The sequence below is a fragment of the Pseudomonas sp. genome, assembly GCF_049300855.1.
Lineage (GTDB): Bacteria > Pseudomonadota > Gammaproteobacteria > Pseudomonadales > Pseudomonadaceae > Aquipseudomonas.
The window spans coordinates 148,113-172,556 of the sequence record NZ_JBAQKH010000030.1; the positions used below are offsets into that span (position 1 = coordinate 148,113).

24 protein-coding genes are annotated in these 24,444 nt (G+C 57.0%); 6 read left to right on the top strand and 18 right to left on the bottom strand.

The window, feature by feature from the left end:
* Window positions 1-40 precede the first annotated feature (40 nt).
* The 13 genes from WA225_RS18290 to mnmG form a co-directional block, all read right to left on the bottom strand.
* Window positions 41-466, bottom strand: a complete 426-nt coding sequence (locus WA225_RS18290) for a F0F1 ATP synthase subunit epsilon (RefSeq protein WP_053125284.1) — start codon at window positions 464-466, stop codon at window positions 41-43.
* Window positions 467-511: 45 nt separating this feature from the next.
* A complete protein-coding gene (gene atpD / locus WA225_RS18295) occupies window positions 512-1,891 on the bottom strand; it encodes a F0F1 ATP synthase subunit beta (protein WP_016984062.1) in 1,380 nt (459 codons plus the stop codon).
* A gap of 27 nt (window positions 1,892-1,918) precedes the next feature.
* Window positions 1,919-2,779, bottom strand: a complete 861-nt coding sequence (gene atpG / locus WA225_RS18300; RefSeq protein ID WP_008084419.1) for a F0F1 ATP synthase subunit gamma — start codon at window positions 2,777-2,779, stop codon at window positions 1,919-1,921.
* 50 nt (window positions 2,780-2,829) lie between these two features.
* Window positions 2,830-4,374, bottom strand: coding sequence for a F0F1 ATP synthase subunit alpha (gene atpA, locus WA225_RS18305; RefSeq protein ID WP_007911958.1), 1,545 nt, complete (start codon window positions 4,372-4,374; stop codon window positions 2,830-2,832).
* A gap of 21 nt (window positions 4,375-4,395) precedes the next feature.
* Window positions 4,396-4,932: a F0F1 ATP synthase subunit delta gene (locus WA225_RS18310; RefSeq protein ID WP_007911956.1), complete on the bottom strand. Its 537-nt coding sequence runs from the start codon at window positions 4,930-4,932 to the stop codon at window positions 4,396-4,398.
* A 12-nt stretch (window positions 4,933-4,944) separates the two neighbouring features.
* Window positions 4,945-5,415 carry a F0F1 ATP synthase subunit B gene (locus WA225_RS18315; protein ID WP_064116541.1) on the bottom strand — a complete coding sequence of 157 codons (471 nt, stop codon included), beginning with the start codon at window positions 5,413-5,415 and terminating at the stop codon, window positions 4,945-4,947.
* A gap of 59 nt (window positions 5,416-5,474) precedes the next feature.
* Complete coding sequence (atpE, locus tag WA225_RS18320; RefSeq protein WP_003097235.1) at window positions 5,475-5,732, bottom strand: F0F1 ATP synthase subunit C; 258 nt, start codon at window positions 5,730-5,732, stop codon at window positions 5,475-5,477.
* 133 nt (window positions 5,733-5,865) lie between these two features.
* Window positions 5,866-6,735 (bottom strand): F0F1 ATP synthase subunit A, encoded by an 870-nt coding sequence (atpB, locus tag WA225_RS18325; RefSeq protein ID WP_008084413.1) that lies wholly within the window; start codon window positions 6,733-6,735, stop codon window positions 5,866-5,868.
* 16 nt (window positions 6,736-6,751) lie between these two features.
* Window positions 6,752-7,159, bottom strand: coding sequence for a F0F1 ATP synthase subunit I (locus tag WA225_RS18330; protein ID WP_003229783.1), 408 nt, complete (start codon window positions 7,157-7,159; stop codon window positions 6,752-6,754).
* 148 nt (window positions 7,160-7,307) lie between these two features.
* On the bottom strand, window positions 7,308-8,180 hold the full coding sequence (locus tag WA225_RS18335; protein ID WP_158830524.1) for a ParB/RepB/Spo0J family partition protein: 873 nt from the start codon (window positions 8,178-8,180) through the stop codon (window positions 7,308-7,310).
* Window positions 8,181-8,189: 9 nt separating this feature from the next.
* A complete protein-coding gene (locus tag WA225_RS18340; protein WP_003229787.1) occupies window positions 8,190-8,987 on the bottom strand; it encodes a ParA family protein in 798 nt (265 codons plus the stop codon).
* A gap of 18 nt (window positions 8,988-9,005) precedes the next feature.
* Window positions 9,006-9,650, bottom strand: a complete 645-nt coding sequence (gene rsmG, locus WA225_RS18345) for a 16S rRNA (guanine(527)-N(7))-methyltransferase RsmG (protein ID WP_422609021.1) — start codon at window positions 9,648-9,650, stop codon at window positions 9,006-9,008.
* On the bottom strand, window positions 9,647-11,545 hold the full coding sequence (mnmG, locus tag WA225_RS18350) for a tRNA uridine-5-carboxymethylaminomethyl(34) synthesis enzyme MnmG (protein WP_422609022.1): 1,899 nt from the start codon (window positions 11,543-11,545) through the stop codon (window positions 9,647-9,649). Before mnmG ends, rsmG begins: the two co-directional genes overlap by 4 nt.
* A 571-nt stretch (window positions 11,546-12,116) precedes the next feature.
* Here mnmG and WA225_RS18355 point away from each other — a divergent pair.
* The 3 genes from WA225_RS18355 to WA225_RS18365 all read left to right on the top strand — a co-directional run bounded on the left by WA225_RS18355 (window position 12,117) and on the right by WA225_RS18365 (window position 16,125).
* Window positions 12,117-12,623 carry a sigma-70 family RNA polymerase sigma factor gene (locus WA225_RS18355; protein WP_422609023.1) on the top strand — a complete coding sequence of 169 codons (507 nt, stop codon included), beginning with the start codon at window positions 12,117-12,119 and terminating at the stop codon, window positions 12,621-12,623.
* Window positions 12,623-13,570, top strand: a complete 948-nt coding sequence (locus tag WA225_RS18360) for a FecR domain-containing protein (RefSeq protein ID WP_422609024.1) — start codon at window positions 12,623-12,625, stop codon at window positions 13,568-13,570. Before WA225_RS18355 ends, WA225_RS18360 begins: the two co-directional genes overlap by 1 nt.
* Window positions 13,571-13,689: 119 nt before the next feature.
* Window positions 13,690-16,125, top strand: coding sequence for a TonB-dependent siderophore receptor (locus tag WA225_RS18365; protein WP_422609025.1), 2,436 nt, complete (start codon window positions 13,690-13,692; stop codon window positions 16,123-16,125).
* A 42-nt stretch (window positions 16,126-16,167) separates the two neighbouring features.
* On the opposite strand, the gene mnmE is transcribed toward WA225_RS18365, so the two are convergent.
* The 5 genes from mnmE to rpmH form a co-directional block, all read right to left on the bottom strand.
* Entirely contained in the window at window positions 16,168-17,538 is a 1,371-nt protein-coding gene (gene mnmE / locus WA225_RS18370; protein WP_422609026.1) for a tRNA uridine-5-carboxymethylaminomethyl(34) synthesis GTPase MnmE, read from the bottom strand.
* A gap of 79 nt (window positions 17,539-17,617) precedes the next feature.
* Window positions 17,618-19,297, bottom strand: coding sequence for a membrane protein insertase YidC (gene yidC, locus WA225_RS18375; RefSeq protein ID WP_422609027.1), 1,680 nt, complete (start codon window positions 19,295-19,297; stop codon window positions 17,618-17,620).
* Window positions 19,298-19,299: 2 nt separating this feature from the next.
* On the bottom strand, window positions 19,300-19,545 hold the full coding sequence (gene yidD, locus WA225_RS18380; RefSeq protein ID WP_003213574.1) for a membrane protein insertion efficiency factor YidD: 246 nt from the start codon (window positions 19,543-19,545) through the stop codon (window positions 19,300-19,302).
* Window positions 19,538-19,939 carry a ribonuclease P protein component gene (gene rnpA, locus WA225_RS18385; RefSeq protein WP_011336726.1) on the bottom strand — a complete coding sequence of 134 codons (402 nt, stop codon included), beginning with the start codon at window positions 19,937-19,939 and terminating at the stop codon, window positions 19,538-19,540. Before rnpA ends, yidD begins: the two co-directional genes overlap by 8 nt.
* A gap of 16 nt (window positions 19,940-19,955) precedes the next feature.
* Window positions 19,956-20,090, bottom strand: a complete 135-nt coding sequence (gene rpmH / locus WA225_RS18390; RefSeq protein WP_003213577.1) for a 50S ribosomal protein L34 — start codon at window positions 20,088-20,090, stop codon at window positions 19,956-19,958.
* A gap of 565 nt (window positions 20,091-20,655) precedes the next feature.
* Here rpmH and dnaA point away from each other — a divergent pair.
* The 3 genes from dnaA to recF are packed head-to-tail and all read left to right on the top strand — an operon-like array spanning window position 20,656 to window position 24,443.
* Window positions 20,656-22,182, top strand: coding sequence for a chromosomal replication initiator protein DnaA (gene dnaA, locus WA225_RS18395; RefSeq protein ID WP_422609028.1), 1,527 nt, complete (start codon window positions 20,656-20,658; stop codon window positions 22,180-22,182).
* A gap of 39 nt (window positions 22,183-22,221) precedes the next feature.
* Window positions 22,222-23,325, top strand: a complete 1,104-nt coding sequence (dnaN, locus tag WA225_RS18400; protein WP_007911887.1) for a DNA polymerase III subunit beta — start codon at window positions 22,222-22,224, stop codon at window positions 23,323-23,325.
* Between the two features lie 14 nt (window positions 23,326-23,339).
* Window positions 23,340-24,443, top strand: coding sequence for a DNA replication/repair protein RecF (recF, locus tag WA225_RS18405; RefSeq protein WP_102355512.1), 1,104 nt, complete (start codon window positions 23,340-23,342; stop codon window positions 24,441-24,443).
* The last annotated feature ends 1 nt before the right edge of the window (window position 24,444 follow it).

Here is a 24,444-nt window from a genome sequence, read left to right on the forward strand (position 1 = left end):
CTACCCTTTTTTATCAATCGCACAACAAGCGGCTGACGGATTAACCGCCAAACTTCTTGCGGATCTGCTGGACGGTGCGCAGCTGAGCTGCAGCCTCGGCCAGACGTGCTGACGCAGCGCTATAGTCGAAATCAGCGCCTTTTTCATGCAGAGCATGCTCGGCAGCCTTGAGAGCTGCTTGAGCTTGAGCTTCATCCAGGTCGGCGGCGCGTTGCACGGTATCGGCAAGCACCTTGACCATGTTCGGCTGAACCTCGAGGAAACCACCGGAGATGTAAAACACCTCGGCTTCCCCGCCTTGCTTGATCAGGCGGATCGGACCTGGCTTCAGATTAGTGATCAGCGGCGCGTGACCCAGAGCGATACCAAGATCACCCAGTGCACCGTGCGCAATCACCATCTCGACCAGGCCGGAAAAGATTTCCCCTTCCGCGCTGACGATATCGCAATGGACTGTCATAGCCATCTGATTGCCTCAACCTTAATGAGCGCCCGTTGCCGGGCGCCGGGATTACAGTTTCTTGGCTTTCTCGATCGCTTCTTCGATGCCGCCAACCATGTAGAACGCTTGTTCTGGCAGGTGGTCGTAGTCACCGTTGAGGATGCCTTTGAAGCCAGCAATGGTGTCTTTCAGGGAAACGTATTTACCCGAAGCACCGGTGAAGACTTCAGCCACGAAGAACGGCTGCGACAAGAAGCGCTGGATCTTACGAGCACGGTTTACCAACTGCTTGTCGGCTTCCGACAGCTCGTCCATACCCAGGATCGCGATGATGTCCTTCAGCTCTTTGTAACGTTGCAGAACGTACTGAACGCCGCGAGCGGTGTCGTAGTGGTCCTGGCCGATTACGTTCGGGTCCAGCTGGCGCGAGGTCGAATCCAGTGGATCTACCGCTGGGTAGATACCCAGGGAAGCGATGTCACGGGACAGAACGACGGTGGCGTCCAAGTGGGCGAAGGTGGTCGCTGGCGACGGGTCGGTCAAGTCATCCGCAGGTACGTATACCGCTTGGATCGAAGTGATCGAACCTTCCTTGGTCGAAGTGATACGTTCTTGCAGAACGCCCATCTCTTCAGCCAGGGTCGGCTGGTAACCTACTGCCGAAGGCATACGGCCCAGCAGTGCGGATACTTCAGTACCGGCCAGGGTGTAACGATAGATGTTGTCGACGAACAGCAGAACGTCGTTACCTTCGTCACGGAACTTCTCGGCCATGGTCAGGCCGGTCAGTGCTACGCGCAGACGGTTACCCGGCGGCTCGTTCATCTGACCGTAAACCAGTGCCACTTTGTCCAGAACGTTGGAGTCCTTCATCTCGTGGTAGAAGTCGTTACCCTCACGAGTACGCTCACCCACACCGGCGAACACGGAATAACCGCTGTGCTCGATGGCGATGTTACGGATCAGTTCCATCATGTTTACGGTTTTGCCTACACCGGCACCACCGAACAGACCGACTTTACCGCCTTTGGCAAACGGGCAAACCAGGTCGATAACCTTGATGCCGGTTTCCAGCAGGTCGTTGCCGCCTGCCTGTTCAGCGAACGAAGGCGCTGGACGGTGAATGCCCCAACGCTCTTCGGTGTCGATCGGGCCAGCTTCGTCGATCGGGTTACCGAGCACGTCCATGATCCGGCCCAGGGTCGCTTTACCGACCGGTACGGAGATGGCTGCGCCAGAATCGGTAACTTCCAGACCGCGCTTCAAGCCCTCGGTGGAACCCATCGCAATGGTACGAACCACGCCGTCGCCCAGCTGTTGCTGAACTTCCAGAGTGGTGCCGGCATCGCTTTTGACTTTCAAAGCGTTGTAGATGCTCGGTACGCTGTCGCGTGGAAATTCCACGTCGATAACGGCGCCGATGATTTGAACGATACGTCCGCTACTCATAGCTGGATCCTCTGAATATTTGAACCGTTAAACCGCGGCAGCGCCGCCGACGATTTCCGAGATCTCTTGGGTGATCGCAGCCTGACGCGCCTTGTTGTAGATCAGCTGCAAATCGCTGATCAAATCACCGGCGTTGTCGGTAGCGTTCTTCATCGCGATCATCCGCGCAGCTTGTTCAGCCGCGTTGTTCTCGACCACCGCCTGGTAGACCTGCGACTCAACGTAGCGGACCATCAAGCCGTCAAGCAGCTCTTTGGCATCCGGTTCGTAGAGATAGTCCCAGTGGTGCTTGAGATCCTGATCCGGGGTCGCCACCAGTGGAATCAACTGCTCCACGGTAGGCTGTTGCGTCATGGTGTTGATGAACTTGTTGGACACCACGGACAGGCGGTCAATACGGCCGTCCAGGTAGGCATCCAGCATCACCTTGACGCTGCCGATCAGATCATTGATCGACGGCTCTTCACCCAGGTGGCTGATAGCTGCAACGACGTTACCGCCGAAGTTACGGAAAAAGGCCGCACCCTTGCTACCAACGACACACAGATCAATCTCGACGCCGTTTTCGCGGTTTACCGCCATGTCCTTGACCAGGGCCTTGAACAGGTTGGTGTTCAAGCCGCCGCACAAACCACGGTCACTGCTCACCACAACATAACCGACACGCTTGATAGCGCGGTCGATCATGAACGGGTGGCGGTATTCCGGGTTGGCGTTGGCCAGATGCCCAATAACCTGGCGGATACGCTCCGCATAAGGACGGCTAGCAGCCATGCGCATTTGTGCCTTGCGCATTTTGCTGACCGCCACTTTTTCCATGGCGCTGGTAATCTTTTGCGTGCTTTTGATGCTCGCAATCTTACTGCGAATCTCTTTTGCGCCTGCCATGTAACACCTATCAGGTTAGCAAGCGGGAGCCTCGCGGCTCCCGCTGCGGCTTACCAGGTTTGGGTGGCCTTGAACTTCTCGATACCGGCTTTCATGCCAGCGTCGATTTCGTCATTGAAGTCACCTTTAACGTTGATCTTGGCCATCAAATCGGCGTGATCGCGGTTGAAGAAAGCGATCAGCGCTTGTTCGAAGCTGCCGATCTTGGCGATTTCAATGTCAGTCAGGAACCCACGCTCAGCGGCATACAGCGACAGCGCCATGTCAGCGATCGACATTGGTGCGTATTGCTTCTGCTTCATCAGCTCGGTAACGCGCTGACCATGCTCAAGTTGCTTACGGGTCGCTTCGTCCAGGTCAGAAGCGAACTGGGCGAATGCCGCCAGTTCACGGTACTGAGCCAGAGCGGTACGGATACCACCGGAGAGCTTCTTGATGATCTTGGTCTGAGCGGCACCACCCACACGGGATACCGAAACACCGGCGTTCACTGCAGGGCGGATGCCCGAGTTGAACATGGCCGATTCCAGGAAGATCTGACCGTCGGTGATGGAAATCACGTTGGTCGGAACGAACGCGGAAACGTCGCCAGCCTGGGTTTCGATGATCGGCAGTGCGGTCAGGGAACCGGTTTTGCCGGTCACTGCGCCGTTGGTGAACTTCTCTACGTATTCTTCCGAAACGCGGGATGCGCGCTCCAGCAGACGGGAGTGGAGATAGAACACGTCGCCTGGGTAAGCTTCACGGCCTGGTGGACGGCGCAGCAGCAGGGAAATCTGGCGGTAAGCCACTGCTTGCTTGGACAGATCGTCATAAACGATCAGCGCGTCTTCACCGCGGTCGCGGAAGAATTCACCCATGGTGCAACCGGAGTACGGTGCCAGGAATTGCAGCGCAGGAGATTCCGAAGCACTGGCAGCCACGATGATCGTGTTGGCCAGGGCGCCGTTTTCTTCCAGCTTGCGAACCACGTTGGCGATGGTCGATTGCTTCTGACCAATAGCTACGTAGACGCAGAAAATGCCGCTGTCTTTCTGGTTGATGATCGCGTCGATCGCCAGAGCGGTTTTACCGATCTGACGGTCACCGATGATCAGCTCACGCTGGCCACGGCCGACAGGAATCATGGCATCGACAGCCTTGTAGCCAGTCTGTACAGGCTGGTCTACCGACTTACGCCAGATCACGCCCGGTGCAACTTTCTCGACCGCGTCGGTCAAGGTGTTGCCCAGTGGACCTTTGCCGTCAACAGGGTTACCCAGTGCGTCGACTACGCGACCCAGCAGTTCCTTACCAACAGGAACTTCGAGGATGCGGCCGGTGCACTTGGCGCTCATGCCTTCGGCCAGAGACTGGTAAGCGCCCAGTACAACGGCACCTACGGAGTCCTGCTCCAGGTTGAGGGCCATACCGTAGACGCCGCCCGGAAACTCGATCATCTCGCCGTACATAACGTCGGCCAGACCGTGAATCCGCACGATGCCGTCAGATACGCTGACGACAGTGCCTTCGTTACGGGCTTGGGAGGTCACATCGAGCTTGTCGATGCGGCCCTTGATAATTTCACTTATTTCGGAAGGATTGAGTTGCTGCATTGCTCTGCTGCCCCTTCAAACTCAAGATTTCAATGCTTCGGCAAGTTTCGCGATTTTGCCGCGAATCGAGCCATCGATAACCAGGTCGCCGGCGCGGATGACGACACCACCTATAAGGGCAGCATCCTCCGCAACTTGCAGGCGCACTTCCCGGTTGAGTCGTGCACTGAGAACCTTGGCGAGTTTGTCTTGCTGTTCTTGGTTCAATGCGAAAGCACTGGTCACTTCAACGTCTACCGACTTCTCTTGCTCGGCCTTGTACAGGTCGAAAAGAGCGGCAATCTCCGGCAGAAGCGGGAGACGGTCGTTTTCGGCAACGACGTTGATGAAGTTCTGTGCCTTTGCATCAAACTTGTCGCCGCACACGTCAATAAACGTGGCGGCCTTTTCTGCGCTCGTCAGTCGCGGGGCCTTGAGCACGCGCTGCATGGTGTCGTCTTGCGACACCGCTGCAGCCAGGCCGAGCATGGCTGACCAATTGGCCAGTTGCTGGTGGGCCTGAGCGTGCTCGAAGGCCGCCTTAGCGTAAGGTCGGGCCAACGTGGTCAGTTCTGCCATGATCGCCCTCGCTTAGATTTCAGCAGCCAGTTGGTTAACCAGCTCTGCGTGCGCGTTTTGATCGATTGTGGCACCCAGGATCTTCTCGGCGCCGCCGACAGCCAGCATGCCCACTTGGGCGCGCAGCTTGTCTTTGACACTGTTCAGTTCCTGTTCGATCTCGGCTTGAGCCTGAACCTTCACACGGTCAGCATCGACACGGGCCTTTTCAACGGCCTCTTCGACAATCTGGTTACCGCGTTTCTTGGCTTGCTCGATGATTTCAGCTGCCTGAGCTTTCGCTTCGCGCAGTTGCTGACCCGCTTTTTCTTGGGCCAACTCCAGGTCGCGAGCTGCACGGCTGGCAGCGTCCAGACCATCAGCGATCTTCTTTTGACGTTCGTGCAGAGCAGCGATGACCGGAGGCCATACATACTTCATGCAGAACAGTACAAAAATCAGGAACGCAACGGACTGGCCAATCAGGGTCGCATTAATGTTCACGCCAACACCTCGCAGTTACGTTGTCCATCACATCAAATTACTCGGAAGAATCCGGGTAATTAGCCAGCGATCTGACCAACGAACGGGTTCGCAAAGGTGAAGAACAGAGCGATACCAACACCGATCATGGTTACGGCGTCGAGCAGACCGGCAACGATGAACATTTTAACTTGCAGCATTGGAACCATTTCTGGCTGACGCGCTGCGCCTTCCAGGAACTTGCCGCCCAGCAGGCCGAAACCAATTGCGGTACCCAGTGCGCCCAGGCCGATCAACAGTGCAACAGCGATAGCGGTTAGACCAACTACAGTTTCCATCTTTCCTCCCGACTTTTACGTCGTATGGTTTAGGTTTTTTAGATTAAAGCGGTAAAACAAATCGTTTCAGGTGCCCTGTGAAGAGCCCCTTCCCGTTTGACCGGGAAGGACATCAGACTAGTCGAGACTGGCCTTAATGGTTTTCTTCGTGCGCCATCGACAGGTAGACGATGGTCAGCATCATGAAGATGAACGCCTGCAGGGTGATGATCAGGATGTGGAACACAGCCCACGCCCACTGCAGAACAACGCCCAGGCCGCTCAGCCAGAGCAGGCCACTGCCGAACATCACAGCGATCAGAATGAACACCAGCTCGCCGGCATACATGTTGCCGAACAGACGCAGAGCCAGAGAGATCGGCTTGGCGATCAGGGTCACGAATTCGAGCAGGAAGTTCACCGGGATCAGCAGGGCCTGAACAAAGATGTTCTTGCTGCCGAACGGGTGCAGGGTCAGTTCGCCGATGAAGCCGCCGATGCCCTTGACCTTGATGCTGTAGAAAATGATCAGTGCGAAAACCGACAAAGCCATGCCCAGGGTCGCGTTCGGGTCGGTAGTCGACACGGCGCGGAACGGGATGTGGTGATCACCGGTGATCAGGATGGCCAGCTGAGGAATCCAGTCGACCGGGATCAGGTCGACGGCGTTCATCAGGAACACCCAGACGAAGATGGTCAGTGCCAGCGGTGCAATCACCGGGCTACGGCCATGGAAGCTGTCTTTCACGCTGCCATCGACGAATTCGACCAATACTTCAACGAAGTTCTGCAAAGCACCCGGCTGACCCGAAGTCGCTTTCTTTGCCGCCATGCGGAAAAGAAAAACGAAGATCAGACCCAACGCGACCGACCAGCCGAGAGTATCGACGTGGAAAGCCCAGAAGCCCATTTCCTTGGCTTCTGCTGCGGTGTGGGCAAAGCCCCAGCCGCCGTTAGGTAGCTGACCGAAGGTCAGGTTCTGCAAGTGGTGCTGGATATAGCCCGAAGCGGTTGTTTCTGCCATGGTTGCCTCAAACGCCCTAAGGTCTCGAAAGTCTTGTTCTCATCAGCAGGGGAGCGAACCAGCTGACCGACTGAGTCAGCACGAACGCGCCGAATACAGCTATCGGCGCCAGTGGCTTCACACCTGCAAACACCAGCGCAAAAAGCACTGCTGTCAAAATCAGTTTGCCTGCCTCGCCGGCATAAAAAGACCGGACGATGGACTGGGCTGCTCGGGCGCCGGAAAACCGAAATGCCTTGTGAGCGAAATAAACATTGGGCAGCAAGGCTATCAGGCCTCCGCAAAGTCCCGAGTATCCGGCAACGACTCCGTGCCATTGCCAGAGCGCCAAAGCGGCAATGAGCAAAATGACAAATTGAGCCATCAACACCGGAAAAACCGCCAGGCGATGGAACGGCAGGCGGTTTGGCTTGCGGGTTTCCATCACTATTGCTCTCCAATGGTCGGCTGCCAGAATTCAATAACTTGGCATAATTTGTGCCGACAAAATGCGCGCAGAGTATAGGGGCGGTTCTGCCCCTATTCAACTGTCAGGTAGTGATTTCCGACTGCGCGCTACATGAGGAAATGTTTCAGCGGATGTGTGCGAGCACACCTTGAAGCTCATCGAGGGAGTTGTAACCGATCACCAACTGACCCTTTCCCTTCTTGCCGTGGCGAATCTGCACCGCAGAGCCTAGGCGCTCGGCCAGACGCTGCTCGAGGCGGGCGATATCCGGGTCGGGTTTGCTCGCTTCCACAGGCTCCGGTTTGCCACTCAACCACTGACGAACCAGTGCCTCAGTTTGGCGCACGGTCAGGCCGCGTGCGACAACATGTCGCGCCCCCTCAACCTGCTGATTGTCCGGCAGACCGAGCAAGGCACGGGCATGACCCATTTCCAGATCGCCGTGCGACAGCATGGTCTTGATGACTTCAGGCAGTGCAATCAGACGCAACAGGTTGGCCACAGTGACCCGGGACTTGCCCACAGCCTCGGCGACCTGTTGCTGAGTCAGCTGGAATTCCTGCTGCAAACGCTGCAGGGCCACCGCTTCTTCGATCGGGTTGAGGTCTTCGCGCTGGATGTTCTCGATCAGCGCAATGGCGATCGCGGTTTCATCCGGTACATCGCGGACCATGGCCGGAATGGTTTCCTGCCCGGCTTGCTGGCTCGCGCGCCAACGGCGTTCACCGGCGATGATTTCGAAGCGACCACCGCCAATCGGGCGCACCACGATCGGCTGCATCACGCCTTGCGCCTTGATCGACAGCGCCAGCTCCTCGAGCGCCTGCGGATCCATATCCCGGCGCGGCTGGTATTTGCCACGCTGGAGCAGATCCAGCGGCAGGTGTTGCAACTCACGGGTGTCAGCCTGCGCCGCTTGTTCTTCCAGCGCGCTGACGGTCGGACCACTCAGCAGTGCATCCAGTCCACGTCCGAGACCTCGTTTCTTGACGGCCATGGGGATTCCTTAAGTTGGCTGAGCGGCAGCAATGCGTGAATTTTTGCGTTGACGGCGAACCATCTCGCCCGCCAAAGCCAGATAGGCCAGCGCGCCACGCGATTGCTTGTCGTAGGCCAGTGCCGGCATACCGTAACTCGGCGCTTCGGCCAGGCGGATGTTGCGCGGGATCACCGTGTCGTACAGCTGCTCGCCGAAGTGTTCCTTGAGCTGCGCCGAAACGTCGTTCATCAGGCTCAGGCGCGGGTCGTACATCGTGCGCAGCAAACCTTCGACTTTCAGGTTCGGGTTCAACAACTCGGCGATGCGCTTGATGTTATCCACAAGGTCGCTGAGACCTTCGAGCGCAAAGTACTCGCACTGCATGGGGATAATCACCCCGTCAGCGGCGACCAATGCATTCAGCGTGAGCATCGACAGCGACGGCGGGCAGTCGATCAAAATGTAATCGTAGTTTTCACGGATCGGCGCCAGCGCGCTGCGCAGACGGCTTTCCTTCATCTGCATTTCCAGCAGCACCACTTCGGCCGCCGTCAAATCGCGGTTGGCCGGCAGCAGTTGATAACCGCCGTGTTCGGAATAGTGCATGGCCTGGGCCAGATCGCATTCGCCGATCAGCAGGTCATAGACCGAGTTTTCCAGGCCGTGTTTATCCACACCGCTACCCATGGTGGCGTTGCCCTGTGGATCGAGATCGATCAACAGCACCCGGCGCTTGGTCGCGACCAGGGATGCTGCGAGGTTGATGCAGGTGGTGGTCTTGCCCACACCACCCTTTTGGTTCGCTATCGCGAATACCTTAGCCATTCTTGCTTGTGTTCCCAATCATGCCGTGCGGCGCAGTATCAGCAGATGGCGTTGGCCTTGGCAACCGGGTACGGCCAGGGCGTGTTCGCTATCGAGTTTGAAGTCTGCCGGCAATGCTACCAGCTCATCGGCCGGATGAACGCCCTTCATTGCCAGCCAGCGTGTATCGGCATCGCCAAGGTGGCGAGTCCAGTGGGTGAAGTTCTCCATGCTGCTGAACGCCCGGGAAATGATCCCGTTGAACGGTTGAGCAGGCTGGAAGGCTTCGACACGACTGTGGATAACTTGCAGGTTATCCAGTTTGAGTTCGAGTTTGACCTGGGTCAGGAAGCGGGTTTTCTTGCCGTTGCTGTCCAGACAGGTCACTTGCGAGTCCGGATACAGGATCGCCAACGGGATGCCCGGCATGCCCCCGCCGCTACCGACGTCGAGCCAGCGACCGTTTTCGATGAACGACATCACGCTGAGACTATCGAGCAAGTGCCGCGAAACCATTTCGTCCGGATCGCGCACCGCGGTCAGGTTGTAGGCCTGGTTCCATTTGATCAACAGGGCCAGATAACCCAGCAGCAATTCGTGCTGGGTTTCAGTGAGATGGACACCGAGCGCGCGGGCTCCTGTGGATAACTCTTCGGCGTGTTGCGAAGTGACCTTAGAACTCAAGCGCTTTGCTCCAACTGACGGCCCGCGCCGCGTTTTTTCAAATGAATCATCAACAGCGAAATCGCTGCCGGGGTCACGCCCGGGATCCGCGAAGCCTGGCCCAGCGTCTCTGGTCGAGTCGCGCCGAGCTTGCTCTGGATCTCCTTGGAGAGACCGGAAATGTTGGTGTAATCGATATCCACAGGCAATTTCGTGTCTTCACTGGCGCGCAGACGGGCAATTTCGTCCTGTTGACGATCGATGTAACCGGCGTATTTGGTCTTGATTTCAACCTGCTCGGCGACCTGTGGATCTTCGGCACCGTTGCCGGTCACTTCGACCAGACCAGCGTAGTCGATTTCCGGACGACTCAAGAGATTGAGCAAGTTGTATTCGTGGGTCAGCGGCGTGCCGAATTTCTCGGCAATCGCATCGCCCTGCTGCGTATTCGGGCGAACCCAAGTGCTTTTCAGGCGCTGCTCTTCGAGCTCGATACTTTCGCGTTTCTTGCAGAAGGCCGCCCAACGCGCGTCATCGACCAGACCGAGTTCGCGACCTTTTTCGGTCAGACGCAGGTCGGCGTTGTCCTCGCGCAGAATCAGGCGGTACTCGGCACGGGAAGTGAACATGCGGTACGGCTCTTGGGTGCCGAGGGTGATCAGGTCGTCGACCAACACACCGATGTACGCTTCATCGCGACGCGGACACCAGGCTTCTTTGCCCTTGGCGCGCAGTGCAGCGTTGGCGCCAGCGAGCAAACCCTGGGCGCCGGCTTCTTCGTAACCGGTGGTGCCGTTGATTTGCCCGGCGAAGAACAGACCGCCGATGACTTTGGTTTCGAGGCTGTACTTCAGGTCGCGCGGATCGAAGTAGTCGTACTCGATCGCATAACCCGGACGCACGATGTGCGCGTTTTCCATGCCGCGGATCGATTGCACTATCTGCAATTGCACGTCGAACGGCAAGCTTGTGGATATCCCGTTCGGGTACAGCTCATGGGTGGTCAAACCTTCCGGTTCGATAAACACCTGATGGCTTTCCTTGTCGGCAAAGCGGTGGATCTTGTCTTCGATCGACGGGCAATAGCGCGGGCCGATGCCTTCGATTTCACCGGCAGCGGAATACATCGGCGAACGATCGAGGTTCGCCGCGATGATTTCGTGGGTGCGCGCGTTGGTGTGAGTAATCCAGCAGCTGACCTGGCGTGGATGCTGTGCTTTGTTGCCCATGAACGACATCACCGGGATCGGCGTATCGCCCGGTTGCTCGGTCATCACCGAGAAATCCACAGACTTGCCATCGATACGCGGCGGTGTGCCGGTTTTCAGGCGGCCGACACGCAGTGGCAGTTCACGCAGACGGTGAGCCAGGGCGATTGACGGCGGATCACCGGCACGACCGCCGGAAAAATTCTGCAAACCAATGTGGATAAGTCCGCCGAGGAACGTACCGGTGGTCAACACCACGGAATCGGCGAAGAAGCGCAGACCCATTTGCGTGACAACACCACGGACTTGTTCCTGCTCGACGATCAGGTCGTCAGCGGCTTGTTGAAATATCCACAGGTTCGGCTGGTTTTCGAGGATTTCGCGGACAGCGGCTTTGTACAGAATCCGGTCGGCCTGTGCGCGGGTCGCCCGTACGGCTGGGCCTTTGCGGCTGTTCAACACGCGAAACTGGATGCCGCCCAAATCGGTAGCTGTGGCCATCGCGCCGCCGAGGGCATCGATTTCCTTGACCAGATGGCTTTTGCCAATGCCACCGATGGCCGGGTTGCAACTCATGGCACCGAGGGTTTCCACGTTATGCGTCAGCAACAGGGTTTTTGCCCCCATACGTGCTGAGGCCAGTGCTGCCTCGGTACCGGCATGACCGCCGCCGATGACGATCACTTCAAAACGGGAAGGGAAATCCACCACGCACCTCGTGCCTGCTTAAGTAGGTAATTCAGGAATAGTTTGAGATCAGGTTTCTGGACCTGGTCGACAAGTATAGGGACTTCGCCGTTCCTAAAGAACCCTCTGCACAAAATTTAACCAGCTGTGGAGAACTCAAGGTTAAAAGAATAAAAAAGAGAGAAATTTATAAAACCTTTGTTTTTATGTTTATTCTTACTGAGCGACCTTTCTGTGGATAGATTGCTACAAGCCTTTATATTCAATATGTACAGAGTTTCAAAACCCTGTGCTCATGTGCCAATGAGGCCGTTGGATAACCGGTCTAAGCCTGTGGATGAAAGGGGTGTTTATCCACAGAGGGGGTTATATCCAGTTTTGAAGCCCTGTTATCAACTGACCTCAGTGGCAGTTATTCACAGGGCTTAATCCACAGAAAATCGACAAAACGGCGTTTTCGGGACGCAAAAAAAATCGCCAACGAGGGTTCGCTGGCGACAAAGAAGCTGATGGAGGGAAGTGCGAGAGCTATTGTGAGAGAACGTAACAGAGGCTAATAATAGGCATTATCATTAACTCGCCCACTTTGCCCATGTCCCTACCCGCCCACACTGCTGCGATCGAGCAAATCTACGAGCAACACCATTCGTGGCTATACGGGTGGCTCAGGGGCAAACTGCATGACGCCTGCGATGCCGCCGATATCGCGCATGACACCTTCGTGCGGATTTTGGCGGCCCGTAATGCCACGCAGATTCGCGAACCACGGGACTATTTAGCGACCATTGCACGCGGCCTGGTCATTGATCGTTATCGAAGACAGGCCATCGAAGTCGCCTACTTGCAGACCTTGGCGGCTCGACCAGAAGCCACCGCCATCAGCGAAGAAGACAAGGCGCTGATCATCGAAACCCTGGTCGCTGTCGATAAAGCCTTGGCCGGGCTCGGCACGCGAACCCAGCAGATCTTCATGCTTTCGCAGATCGACGGCCTGACTTATCAACAGATCGCCGTGCAGTTGAAGGTGTCTTTGACCACGGTGAAGAAGCACATGGTCCGCGCCCTGACGGAATGTGCCCTGATCATGGCGCAGCGGTGATGGCCATCGCACCGAACCGCAAGGTTTTCGAAGCCGCCGCCAGTTGGTACGTGCAGTTTCAGGCAGATCCGCCGACGCTCGCGGAGCAGAAAGCCTGGCAGCTGTGGATAGATAGCGACCCAGCGCATCTGGCGGCGTGGACCCAGATGGAACAACTGCAGCGCCATCTCGGCACACTGCCGCAGGAGCTGAAACGTCGCGCGCTGAATACCGGGCAGCAACGGCGTCAGGTGCTGAAGCTGTTGCTGCTTGCTGTGGGGACGGGGTTCGTTGGCTGGAATGTTCAGCAACATACATCCTTGGGGAATGTCTGGGCCGACTATAAAACTGGCATTGGCCAGCGTCGCAACCTGACATTGGCCGATGGCAGTCAGATTCAGCTCAATACCGACACGGCCATTGATGTGTCTTTCGACCCAGCGCAGCGACTGATTCGCCTGCACTCCGGCGAGATCCTCATTCAAACCGGCAAGCTTGGCGATCAACGACCGTTTTTTGTCGAAACCCGTGATGGCCGGATTCAAGCGCTGGGCACCCGGTTTTCCGTACATCAGCTATCAGGGTCTACCCGTGTGGGTGTGCTGGAAGACCGAGTCAGCGTACAGCCCGCCGATCTATCAACAGCCGCAATTGTTCTGAACGCAGGCGAAGGCGCCGATTTTGATCGTCGACACGTAGGGCTCATTCACCCCTTCAAATCCACGGAAGTGGCATGGACCAACGGCCAATTGATCGTGCTCAACGCACGCTTGGGCAATGTAATTGAAGAATTGGGCCGCTATCGCAGCGGTGTTTTACATTGCGATGCGCGAGCCCGGGAGCTGCGTGTCTCCGGGACATTTCGCCTCAACTCCACCGATGCAGTCCTGGCCAACCTTCAGGCGTCACTACCGATCAACGTGCGCTATTTCACTCGTTACTGGGTCTCGATCAGCCACAACACTTGATTGAAATTTCACCTGGGGAAAATAAATCGACAACAGGGTTATCTTTTTTTGCCCTGACCCGGCCCTACAGGTAATCGCGATAAACGCGGCTCTTTGCCACCTTCAGGGCTTATCCACACATGCGTCTTCCCACGTTTCGTCAGCGTTTTTCCTACCATTGCATTGCCTACAGCTTACTGATGACCAGCGCCGCATCCTGTCTGGTGATTAGCCATAACGCCGTCGCTGCATCGACCACCCAGCGTTATGCGATTGCAGCGGGCCCGCTGGACAATGCACTGAGCCAGTTCGCCTCGGCCGCCAACGTGATTCTGTCGTTCTCGCCGCAACAGACCAGCCGCTTGCGCAGCGTCGGGCTGAACGGCAACTTCACCGTCGACCAGGGTTTCGCCCAACTGCTGCAAGGCTCGGGTTTGCAAGCCGTGCCGCAGGCGCCGGGCAGTTACATTCTGCAGGCGCTTCCGAACGGTGATTCGCTGGAGCTGGCCCCGACCAACATCAATGGTCAGTTGGCCAACCCGATGAATCTGGATTACGCGGCGGACGTCGGTTACAAGGCGCAGAACAGCCGGATCGGTACGAAAACCAGTACGCCGTTGTCTGAAACGCCGCGCTCGGTGTCAGTCGTCACCGGCCAGCGCATGAAAGATCAGAAATCTCAGACACTCACTGAGGTGCTCGGCTACGTACCGGGGATCTTTGCCCCACCGTTCGCCGCCGGCGACAGCCTGGCCGGGGATCTGTTTTACATTCGCGGTTTCAACGCCACCGATTATGGCTACGGTCTGTTGCGCGATGGGCTGCGCGTCCAGGGCAATCGTTATGACACCAGCACCGAGCCTTACGGACTTGAGCGCGTCGAGATTTTCCGTGGCCCGTCTTCTCTGCTCTATGGGGAAAACGCACCGGGCGGACTGGTCAATCTGGTGAGCAAACGCCCGACCGCCGCACCGCAAGGCGAAGTGCAATTGGGTTATGGCTCGAACAATCGTCGGCAGATCGGCGTTGATGTCTCCGGCCCGCTCAATGACAGCGGCAACGTTCTCGGGCGTGTGGTGATGCTCGGGCGCAAGTCCGACACCCAGACCGATCACGTACCGGATGACCGAATCTACATCGCGCCATCGCTGACCCTGAATTTCGACGATTACAACACGCTGACCCTGCTGGCCAACTACCAGAAGGATCACACCAACATGGAACTTGGCCTGCCGGCCGCCGGGACATTGCTGACCAACCCCAACGGCAAGTTATCCAAAGGCACCATGCTCGGCGACCCGGACTGGAACACCTTTGAAAGGGAAACCTGGAGCACCGGTTACGAGTTCAGCCACTCATTCAATGATGATTGGCAGTTCCGGCAGAACTCGCGCTACATGCAGTCACGCATTACCCGCCACGAAACCTGGCCGGGCAACCTCAACAACGCCGGTTTTGGCACGCGCCTGAACATGACCGCCTACGATCGCTTCAACAAATCGATGGTCTATTCGCTGGATAACCAACTGGAAGGCAAATTCCAGGTCGGCGGTCTGGAGAACACCGTGTTGTTCGGCGCCAGTTACGACCGTACCTCGTTCAATCAAGACTGGAACGCCGGCATCGTCGGGCCGATCGATGTGTATAACCCGGTATACCTGCGCGACCCGACCACACCGATTGCAGTGCAAAACACCCTGCTCGAACAACAGATGAAAGGGGTTTATGCACAGATCCAGAGCAAGTATGACCACTGGCTGTTCCTGCTCGGTGGCCGTCAGGATTGGGTCGACAGCGATTTCCGCGACAAGGTCGCCCAGTCGAGCGACATCAGCTCCGAGGACAAGAAATTCACTTATCAGGGCGGCGTGATGTACCAGTTCGACAACGGCATGACGCCGTATGTCAGCTATTCCACCTCGTTCGTGCCGGTGCAGCAGATTTCCAATGCCGGCGCACCGCTCGAGCCGATCACCAGCAGCCAATATGAAGTGGGCCTGAAGTACGAACCGATCGGCTGGGACACCGCGTTCACTGCGTCGGTGTATGACTTGCGCAAAAAGGACGACACCTATTTCGATGCCACCACGTCCAGCTACCGCCAAGTGGGCGAAAGCCGTTCCAAAGGTGTGGAATTGGAGCTCAACAGCAACCTGACGCAGAACCTCAACGTAACCGCGGCTTACACCTACACCGACGCGCGAATCACCAAGGACGCCGCGACCTCATTGGTCAAAGGCCATCAGATGACCGGTGTGCCGCGTAATCAGGCCTCGGTCTGGGCAAAATACCGATTCCTCGATGGCGATCTGAAAGGTTTGTATGTGGGTGGCGGTGTGCGTTACTTCGACAGTGCCTTCGCCTACACCTCGCCTTCTCTATACGGGAAGCTGGATGCCGGCGACGTCACCTTGGTCGATGCGGCGATCGGTTATCAGATCGATACGCACTGGAGCGTCGACCTGAATGCGAAGAACCTGTTCGACAAGGAATATGTGTCGGGATGCAACGATGCCGGTCGTTGCTATTGGGGCGAAGACCGCACCTTGCTCGGTACGGTGTCCTACAACTGGTAAAACGAAAAGGGGCTGTGGATAAATTTTCCACAGCCCCTGGTTTCATTTACCGATACAGAAGCTGGAAAAGATTCTTCCCAGCAGATCATCAGAGCTGAAAGCCCCGGTGATTTCGCCCAGGGAATGCTGTGCCTGGCGTAAATCTTCAGCCAGCAATTCACCGGCGCCCGCCAACGTCAGCTGGGCACGGCCGTGTTCCAATGCGGCACTGGCATGGCGCAGTGCTTCGAGATGGCGGCGGCGGGCACTGAAGCTGCTTTCCGACGTTTGCTCGTAACCCATGCAAGCCTTGAGATGGTCACGGAGCAAGTCCAGCCCTTCACCGGCCGACTTGGCGCTGAGGCTGATCGTCACGTGGCCATCTTCACTGGTTTCCAGGGCAATGGCTTCGCCGGTCAGATCGGCTTTGTTGCGGATCAGGGTGACTTTCGCCGGATCCGGACGGGTTTCGAGGAACTCCGGCCACAACGCAAACGGATCGAGCGCTTCCGGTGCAGTCGCATCGACCACCAACAACACTCGATCGGCTTCACCGATGGCCTTCAATGCCCGTTCGACCCCGATCTTTTCCACATGATCATCGGTATCGCGCAGCCCTGCAGTATCGACAACGTGCAGCGGCATGCCGTCGATGTGGATATGTTCACGCAGAATGTCGCGGGTGGTTCCGGCAATCTCGGTGACGATCGCCGCTTCGCGACCCGCTAACGCATTCAACAGGCTGGACTTGCCAGCATTCGGACGACCGGCAATCACCACGGTCATACCATCGCGGAGCAAGGCACCCTGCCCAGCCTCACGCAGTACTGTGGATAACTCATCACGGACTTTGTCGAGCATGCTCAACACGTGGCCATCGGCGAGGAAGTCGATTTCTTCTTCCGGGAAGTCGATGGCGGCTTCGACGTAGATGCGCAGACCGATCAGTTGTTCAGTCAAGTTATGCACACGCTGGGAAAACGCGCCTTGCAATGAACGCAGGGCATTACGCGCAGCCTGTGCAGAACTGGCTTCGATCAAATCGGCAATCGCCTCGGCCTGGGCCAGGTCGAGTTTGTCATTGAGGAAGGCGCGTTCGCTGAATTCACCGGGACGCGCCAAACGGCAACCCAATTCCACGCAACGCTTGAGCAACATGTCCAGAACGATCGGGCCGCCGTGACCCTGCAATTCCAGCACGTCTTCACCGGTGAACGAGTTCGGCCCCGGGAAATACAGCGCCAGACCTTCATCAAGCACTTGCTGGTCGTCGCTGAAAAACGGCCCGTAATGGGCGTAACGCGGCTTCAGTTCACGGCCGCTGATGGCTTTCGCCGCAACACTGGCCAAGGGCCCGGAAATACGGACGATGCCCACACCACCACGGCCTTGAGCAGTGGCGACGGCGGCGATGGTTTCACGAGGTACGCTCATTAACCGGAATCCAGACAAAAATGACAGATAGCAAAACGCCCCACTAGGGGGCGTTTTGAGTGGTTATCCACAGTGTAAATCAAGCGGCTGCTTTGGTAGCCCGTTCGATCTTACGTGTGATGTACCACTGTTGGGTGATGGACAGGCAGTTGTTCACAACCCAGTACAGCACCAGACCTGCCGGGAACCACAAGAAGAAGAAGGTGAAGATGATTGGCATCATTTTCATGACCTTCGCCTGCATCGGATCCGGAGGTGTCGGGTTCAGCTGCTGCTGGATGAACATGGTTGCGCCCATGATGATCGGCAGAATGAAGAACGGATCCTTGATCGACAGGTCAGTGATCCACAGCATGAACGGCGCCTGGCGCATTTCCACGCTTTCCAGCAGAACCCAGTACAGCGAAAGGAAAACCGGCATCTGCACGAGGATCGGCAAGCAGCCGCCCAGCGGATTGATCTTCTCTTTCTTGTACAGCTCCATCATGGCTTGCGACATTTTCTGCCGGTCATCGCCATGTTGCTCTTTCAGCGCAGCCAGTTTCGGTGCAACGGCACGCATGCGCGCCATCGATTTGTAGCTGGCAGCCGACAGAGGGAAGAACAAACCCTTGATCAGCATGGTCAGGAAGATGATCGACCAGCCCCAGTTACCGACAATGGCGTGAATGTGTTGCAGCAACCAGAAGATTGGCTGGGCAATGAACCACAGAATGCCGTAGTCGACGGTCAGTTCCAGACCTGGGGACAACTCTTTCAGCACAGCCTGGCTTTTCGGACCGGCGTACAGCACAGCGCTGGTTTCGACTTTGGCACCCGGAGCAGCGGTCAGTGTAGGACCGGTGTAACCGATGATGTAGTTGCCTTTGCTGTCTTTACGGGTCTGGACGACGTTGTTTTCGCCCTTCGCCGGAATCCACGCAGTCACGAAGTAGTGTTGCAGCCAGGCTACCCAACCACCGGTGACGGTTTCTTTCAGCTGTGCCTTGTCCATGTCCTTCATGGACACTTTCTTGTACGGCTCCGAACTTGTCCACAGGGCGGCGCCCAGGTAAGTCGCGGTGCCAGTAGCCGTTGTGGACGAAGGATCAGCGCTGTTATCGCGCTTCAACTGAGCGAACATCGCGCCATTCCAGGGCTGAGCGCTCTGGTTATCCACAATGTAGGAAACGGCTACGTCATACAGGCCGCGTTTCAGGGTGAAACGCTTGACGTAATTGACGCCGTCCTTGCTGAACTTCAGGTCTACGACCAGTTGGTCCTGACCATCAGCCAGTTGATAAGTCTTCTTCTCCGAGGAGTAAACCGGACGACCGGCCGGATTTGCATCCGGGCCATTGGTGCCGATCAGACCGCTTTGTGCCAGATAAACACGTTCGCCGCCGTTATCGAACAGCTGGAACGGCACATCAGGACGATCCTGACGACGCGGATACAGAGGCAAGGTCAGTTGAGCAACGTCACCACCCTGTGGATCGATCGCGAGATCGAGCACGTCGGTTTTGATCTGGATCAGATCCTTGCTGGCGGCTACCGGAGTTTCGGCAGGTGCGCTGGTATCGCTAGCGGCGCGCGGAATATCGTCACTGGCGGCAGCAGTATTGCCAGTGGCGGTGTCCGGCAAACCGGATGTAGTCGTACTGGAAGCAACATTCTGAGTCGGCAGGGCAGCCTGACCGTAGTCCTGGTTCCATTTAAGGACCATAACGTAGGCCACGATTGCCAGGGCGACGATCAGGATCGTGCGTTTGATATCCATGATTACTCGGCCATCGAAGAAGAACGGGAGGTAGGGATAGGTGGAACCGGGTCATAACCACCGGGATTCCACGGATGACAGCGACCTAAACGACGAAAGGTCAGCCAGCCACCGCGCAGAAGGCCATGATTTTCGATGGCTTCTAACGCGTAGCAAGAACAGCTGGGGTAGAAACGACAGTGATTGGCCATCAGGGGACTAATGGCATAGCGGTAAAACTGGATCGGAACGAGTGCCAGTTTACGCATCTGGACTGTCTACCCCTACAGTTTCGGTTTTGACTGCTGGAACCGGCTTGTTACGAGCCAGACGCTTCCAGAGCTTGCCGAAATGCTGAATCAATTCGGGGTTTTCTACATCACCCAAACCTTTGCGCGCGACGATAACGATGTCCCAGCCGACCAGTGAATCCTGGTGCAGACGGAACGATTCGCGCATCAGACGTTTGAGGCGATTGCGCTCAACGGAGAGCTTTACGCTCTTTTTCCCGATAACCAGCCCGAGACGGGGGTGATCAAGATCGTTGTTGCGTGCAAGGAGCAGGAGATTTTTCCCCGGAACCTTGCCGGTAGGGGAGTCAAAGACTGCCTTGAAATGCCGGGGAGTAAGCAGACGCTTTTCCCGACTGAAGTCCTGACTCACCTCCAGTACCGGATTATCAAACTGCCAGACGCGCACGACCTTTGGCGCGACGACGCGACAGGACTGCGCGGCCGTTCTTGGTAGCCATGCGAGCACGGAAACCGTGGGTACGAGCGCGTTTGATAGTGCTTGGTTGGAAAGTACGTTTCATGTCGTGTTACCTGGTTCGTCCACAACGGGCCGGAATGGCCCCCGTTTTAAGAGACCGGGGATTCTAGAGAAAGCAAGCCTTCAGGTCAATTTCCAACCAACGTTTACTTATAAATAGATCTCGAGAGCATTTCTCCCGATCACCTGTTCGCCATACATAAAAATAAAGAAGGGAATTATTTAAAGCTTTTCTGTAAAGCTTATAAAAGCTAGGCACGCCTTCCTCTGTGGATAAGTGCCATCAGCCCTTGTTCGACCTGATGTACAGAGAATGACAACTACAGTGGAAAACCGTGGTCAGCCTGTGCTGCGCTATCGGATAACCTGTGTGTGGAAAGGCCTGTTATCCACAGGCAGGTTATCCACCGAGTTTCGCCCCCACTTGTCCAGTGCCCTCAGAGGCGGTTATCCACAGAGCTTATTCACATGCCGTTGGTCGCCTTTTTGCGGTTTAACGCATTGATAAATCATGTTCAGTGAGTAACCCGCATGTGGATAAGTGGACGGCTCGCCGCTACAATGGCCGCTTGTTTTTGCCTCACCGGCTTTCAACTTAGGGGATATCCGTGTCAGTGGAACTTTGGCAGCAGTGCGTGGAGCTTTTGCGCGAGGAGCTGCCTGCCCAACAATTCAACACCTGGATCCGTCCACTACAGGTCGAAGCCGAAGGCGACGAGTTGCGCGTCTACGCACCGAACCGTTTTGTGCTGGACTGGGTCAACGAAAAGTACCTGGGCCGCGTCCTTGAACTGCTGGATGAGCATGGCAACGGCATGGCGCCGGCGCTCTCCTTATTAATAGGCAGCAAACGCAGTTCGGCTCCGCGTGCCGCACCGAATGCTCCGCTGGCCGCCGCACAGGTTTCCCACGCCCAGGCAAACGCTGCGTCTGCGGGTACCTTGGCACCGACTCAGGCGCCAGCCCCGGTGGCCAAGCGTTCGACGCAAAAGAGCCCCGAAGTCAGCGATGAGCCATCGCGCGACAGCTTCGATCCGATGTCCGGCGCGGCGTCGCAACAAGCCCCGGTTCGTGCAGAACAGCGTTCCGTGCAGGTCGAAGGCGCGCTCAAGCACACCAGTTACTTGAACCGCACCTTTACCTTCGAAAACTTCGTCGAAGGTAAATCCAACCAGCTCGCCCGCGCGGCGGCCTGGCAAGTGGCGGATAACCCCAAGCATGGCTACAACCCACTGTTCCTTTATGGTGGCGTCGGTCTGGGTAAAACTCACTTGATGCACGCGGTGGGTAACCACCTGTTAAAGAAGAACCCGAATGCCAAGGTCGTGTACCTGCATTCCGAGCGTTTCGTGGCCGACATGGTCAAGGCGCTGCAACTGAACGCGATCAACGAGTTCAAGCGTTTCTACCGCTCGGTGGATGCACTGCTGATCGACGACATTCAGTTCTTCGCCCGTAAAGAGCGTTCGCAGGAAGAGTTTTTCCACACCTTCAACGCCCTGCTTGAAGGTGGCCAGCAGGTCATTCTCACGAGTGACCGCTACCCGAAAGAAATCGAAGGCCTTGAAGAGCGCCTCAAATCCCGCTTTGGCTGGGGCCTGACGGTTGCCGTCGAGCCGCCGGAGCTGGAAACCCGTGTGGCGATCTTGATGAAGAAGGCCGATCAGGCCAAAGTTGACTTGCCGCACGACGCCGCGTTCTTCATTGCCCAACGCATTCGTTCCAACGTCCGTGAGCTGGAAGGCGCGCTGAAACGCGTGATCGCCCACTCGCACTTCATGGGCCGCGACATCACCATCGAGTTGATTCGCGAATCCCTGAAAGACCTGTTGGCGTTGCAGGACAAACTGGTCTCTGTGGATAACATTCAGCGCACCGTCGCCGAGTACTACAAGATCAAGATCTCGGATCTGCTGTCCAAGCGCCGTTCGCGCTCGGTCGCACGTCCACGTCAGGTAGCCATGGCGTTGTCCAAGGAACTGACCAACCACAGCCTGCCGGAAATCGGCGATGTGTTTGGCGGCCGCGATCACACCACCGTGTTGCACGCCTGCCGCAAGATCAACGAACTTAAGGAATCCGACGCGGACATCCGCGAGGACTACAAGAACCTGCTGCGTACACTGACCACTTGATGAACACCAGCGCAGCTTATTAAGGCAAGGGACTAGACCATGCATTTCACCATTCAACGCGAAGCCCTGTTGAAACCCCTGCAACTGGTCGCAGGCGTCGTCGAGCGTCGACAGACCTTGCCGGTACTGTCCAACGTGCTGTTGGTAGTCGAAGGCCAGCAACTGTCGCTGACCGGTACCGACCTTGAGGTCGAGCTGGTCGGTCGTGTGCAACTTGAAGAGCCGGCTGAAACAGGTTCTATCACCGTGCCTGCGCGCAAGCTGATGGACATCTGCAAAAGCTTGCCCAACGATGCGCTGATCGACATCAAGGTCGACGAGCAGAAGCTGGTCGTCAAGGCGGGTCGCAGCCGTTTCACTCTGTCGACGCTGCCGGCCAACGATTTCCCGACTGTTGAAGAAGGTCCGGGTTCGCTGACCTGCAGCCTTGAGCAAAGCAAACTGCGTCGTCTGATCGAACGCACCAGTTTCGCCATGGCTCAGCAGGACGTGCGTTATTACCTCAACGGCATGCTGCTGGAAGTGTCCGAAGGCATCATCCGCGCGGTGGCTACAGACGGTCACCGTCTGGCCATGTGCTCGATGAAAGCCGATATCGGCCAGCCGGATCGCCACCAGGTGATCGTGCCGCGCAAAGGTATCCTTGAACTGGCACGTCTGCTCACTGAGCCGGACGGCAATGTCAGCATCGTTCTGGGTCAACACCACATCCGCGCCACCACCGGCGAATTCACCTTCACCTCGAAACTGGTCGACGGCAAATTCCCGGATTACGAACGTGTGCTGCCGAAGGGCGGTGACAAGCTGGTACTCGGCGATCGCCAGGCACTGCGTGAAGCGTTCAGCCGTACCGCGATTCTGTCCAACGAGAAGTACCGCGGTATCCGTCTGCAACTGGCCAGCGGTCAGTTGAAAATCCAGGCCAACAACCCGGAGCAGGAAGAAGCGGAAGAAGAAGTGGGCGTTGAATACAACGGCGGGTCGCTGGAAATCGGCTTCAACGTGAGCTATTTGCTCGACGTGCTGGGCGTGATGACCACCGAGCAGGTTCGTCTGATCCTGTCCGACTCCAACAGCAGTGCGCTGGTGCAAGAGTCCGACAACGACGATTCGGCTTACGTTGTCATGCCGATGCGTCTGTAATCAGCTGATCCTGGATGTCCTTAAGTCGTGTTTCGGTCACCGCGGTGCGCAATCTGCACCCGGTGACCTTCTCCCCCTCCCCCCGCATCAACATTCTTTACGGCGCCAACGGCAGCGGCAAAACCAGTGTTCTGGAAGCCATTCATCTGCTGGGGCTTGCCCGTTCGTTTCGCAGCACGCGTCTGTTGCCGGTCATCCAGTACGAACAACTCGCCTGTACCGTGTTCGGTCAGGTCGAATTGGCCGAGGGTGGCCATAGCGCTTTGGGCATTTCCCGAGACCGTCAGGGCGAGTTCCAGATCCGCATCGACGGCCAGAACGCGCGCAGTGCCGCGCAGTTGGCGGAGATCCTGCCGCTGCAGTTGATCAACCCCGACAGCTTCCGTCTGCTCGAAGGCGCACCGAAGATTCGCCGGCAGTTTCTCGATTGGGGTGTGTTCCATGTCGAGCCACGGTTCATGGCCACCTGGCAGCGTTTGCAGAAGGCCCTGCGCCAGAGAAACTCCTGGCTGCGGCATGGTACACTTGACGCCGTTTCGCAAGCGGTTTGGGACAGGGAACTGTGCCAGGCCAGCGCTGAAATCGATGAATACCGCCGCGCCTACATCAAAGCCTTGAAACCAGTCTTTGAACAAACCTTGAGCGAACTGGTTGAGCTCGAAGGTTTGACGCTCAGCTATTACCGAGGCTGGGACAAAGACCGGGAATTGAGCGCCGTACTGGCCGGTTCCGTGCAACGGGATCAGCAAATGGGTCATACCCAGGCCGGACCGCAACGAGCTGATTTGCGTCTTAGATTGGGCGCACACAACGCCGCGGACATCTTGTCCCGGGGTCAGCAGAAGCTGGTGGTCTGTGCACTGCGGATTGCCCAAGGGCACCTGGTTAGCCAGGCCCGTCGCGGTCAGTGTATTTATCTGGTGGATGACCTGCCGTCCGAACTGGACGAGAACCACCGACGCGCGTTGTGCCGCTTGCTGGAAGACTTACGCTGCCAGGTGTTCATCACCTGTGTAGATCACGAATTATTGAGGGAAGGCTGGCAGACGGAAACGCCAGTCGCTCTGTTCCACGTGGAACAGGGCCGTATCACCCAGACCCACGACCATCGGGAGTGAA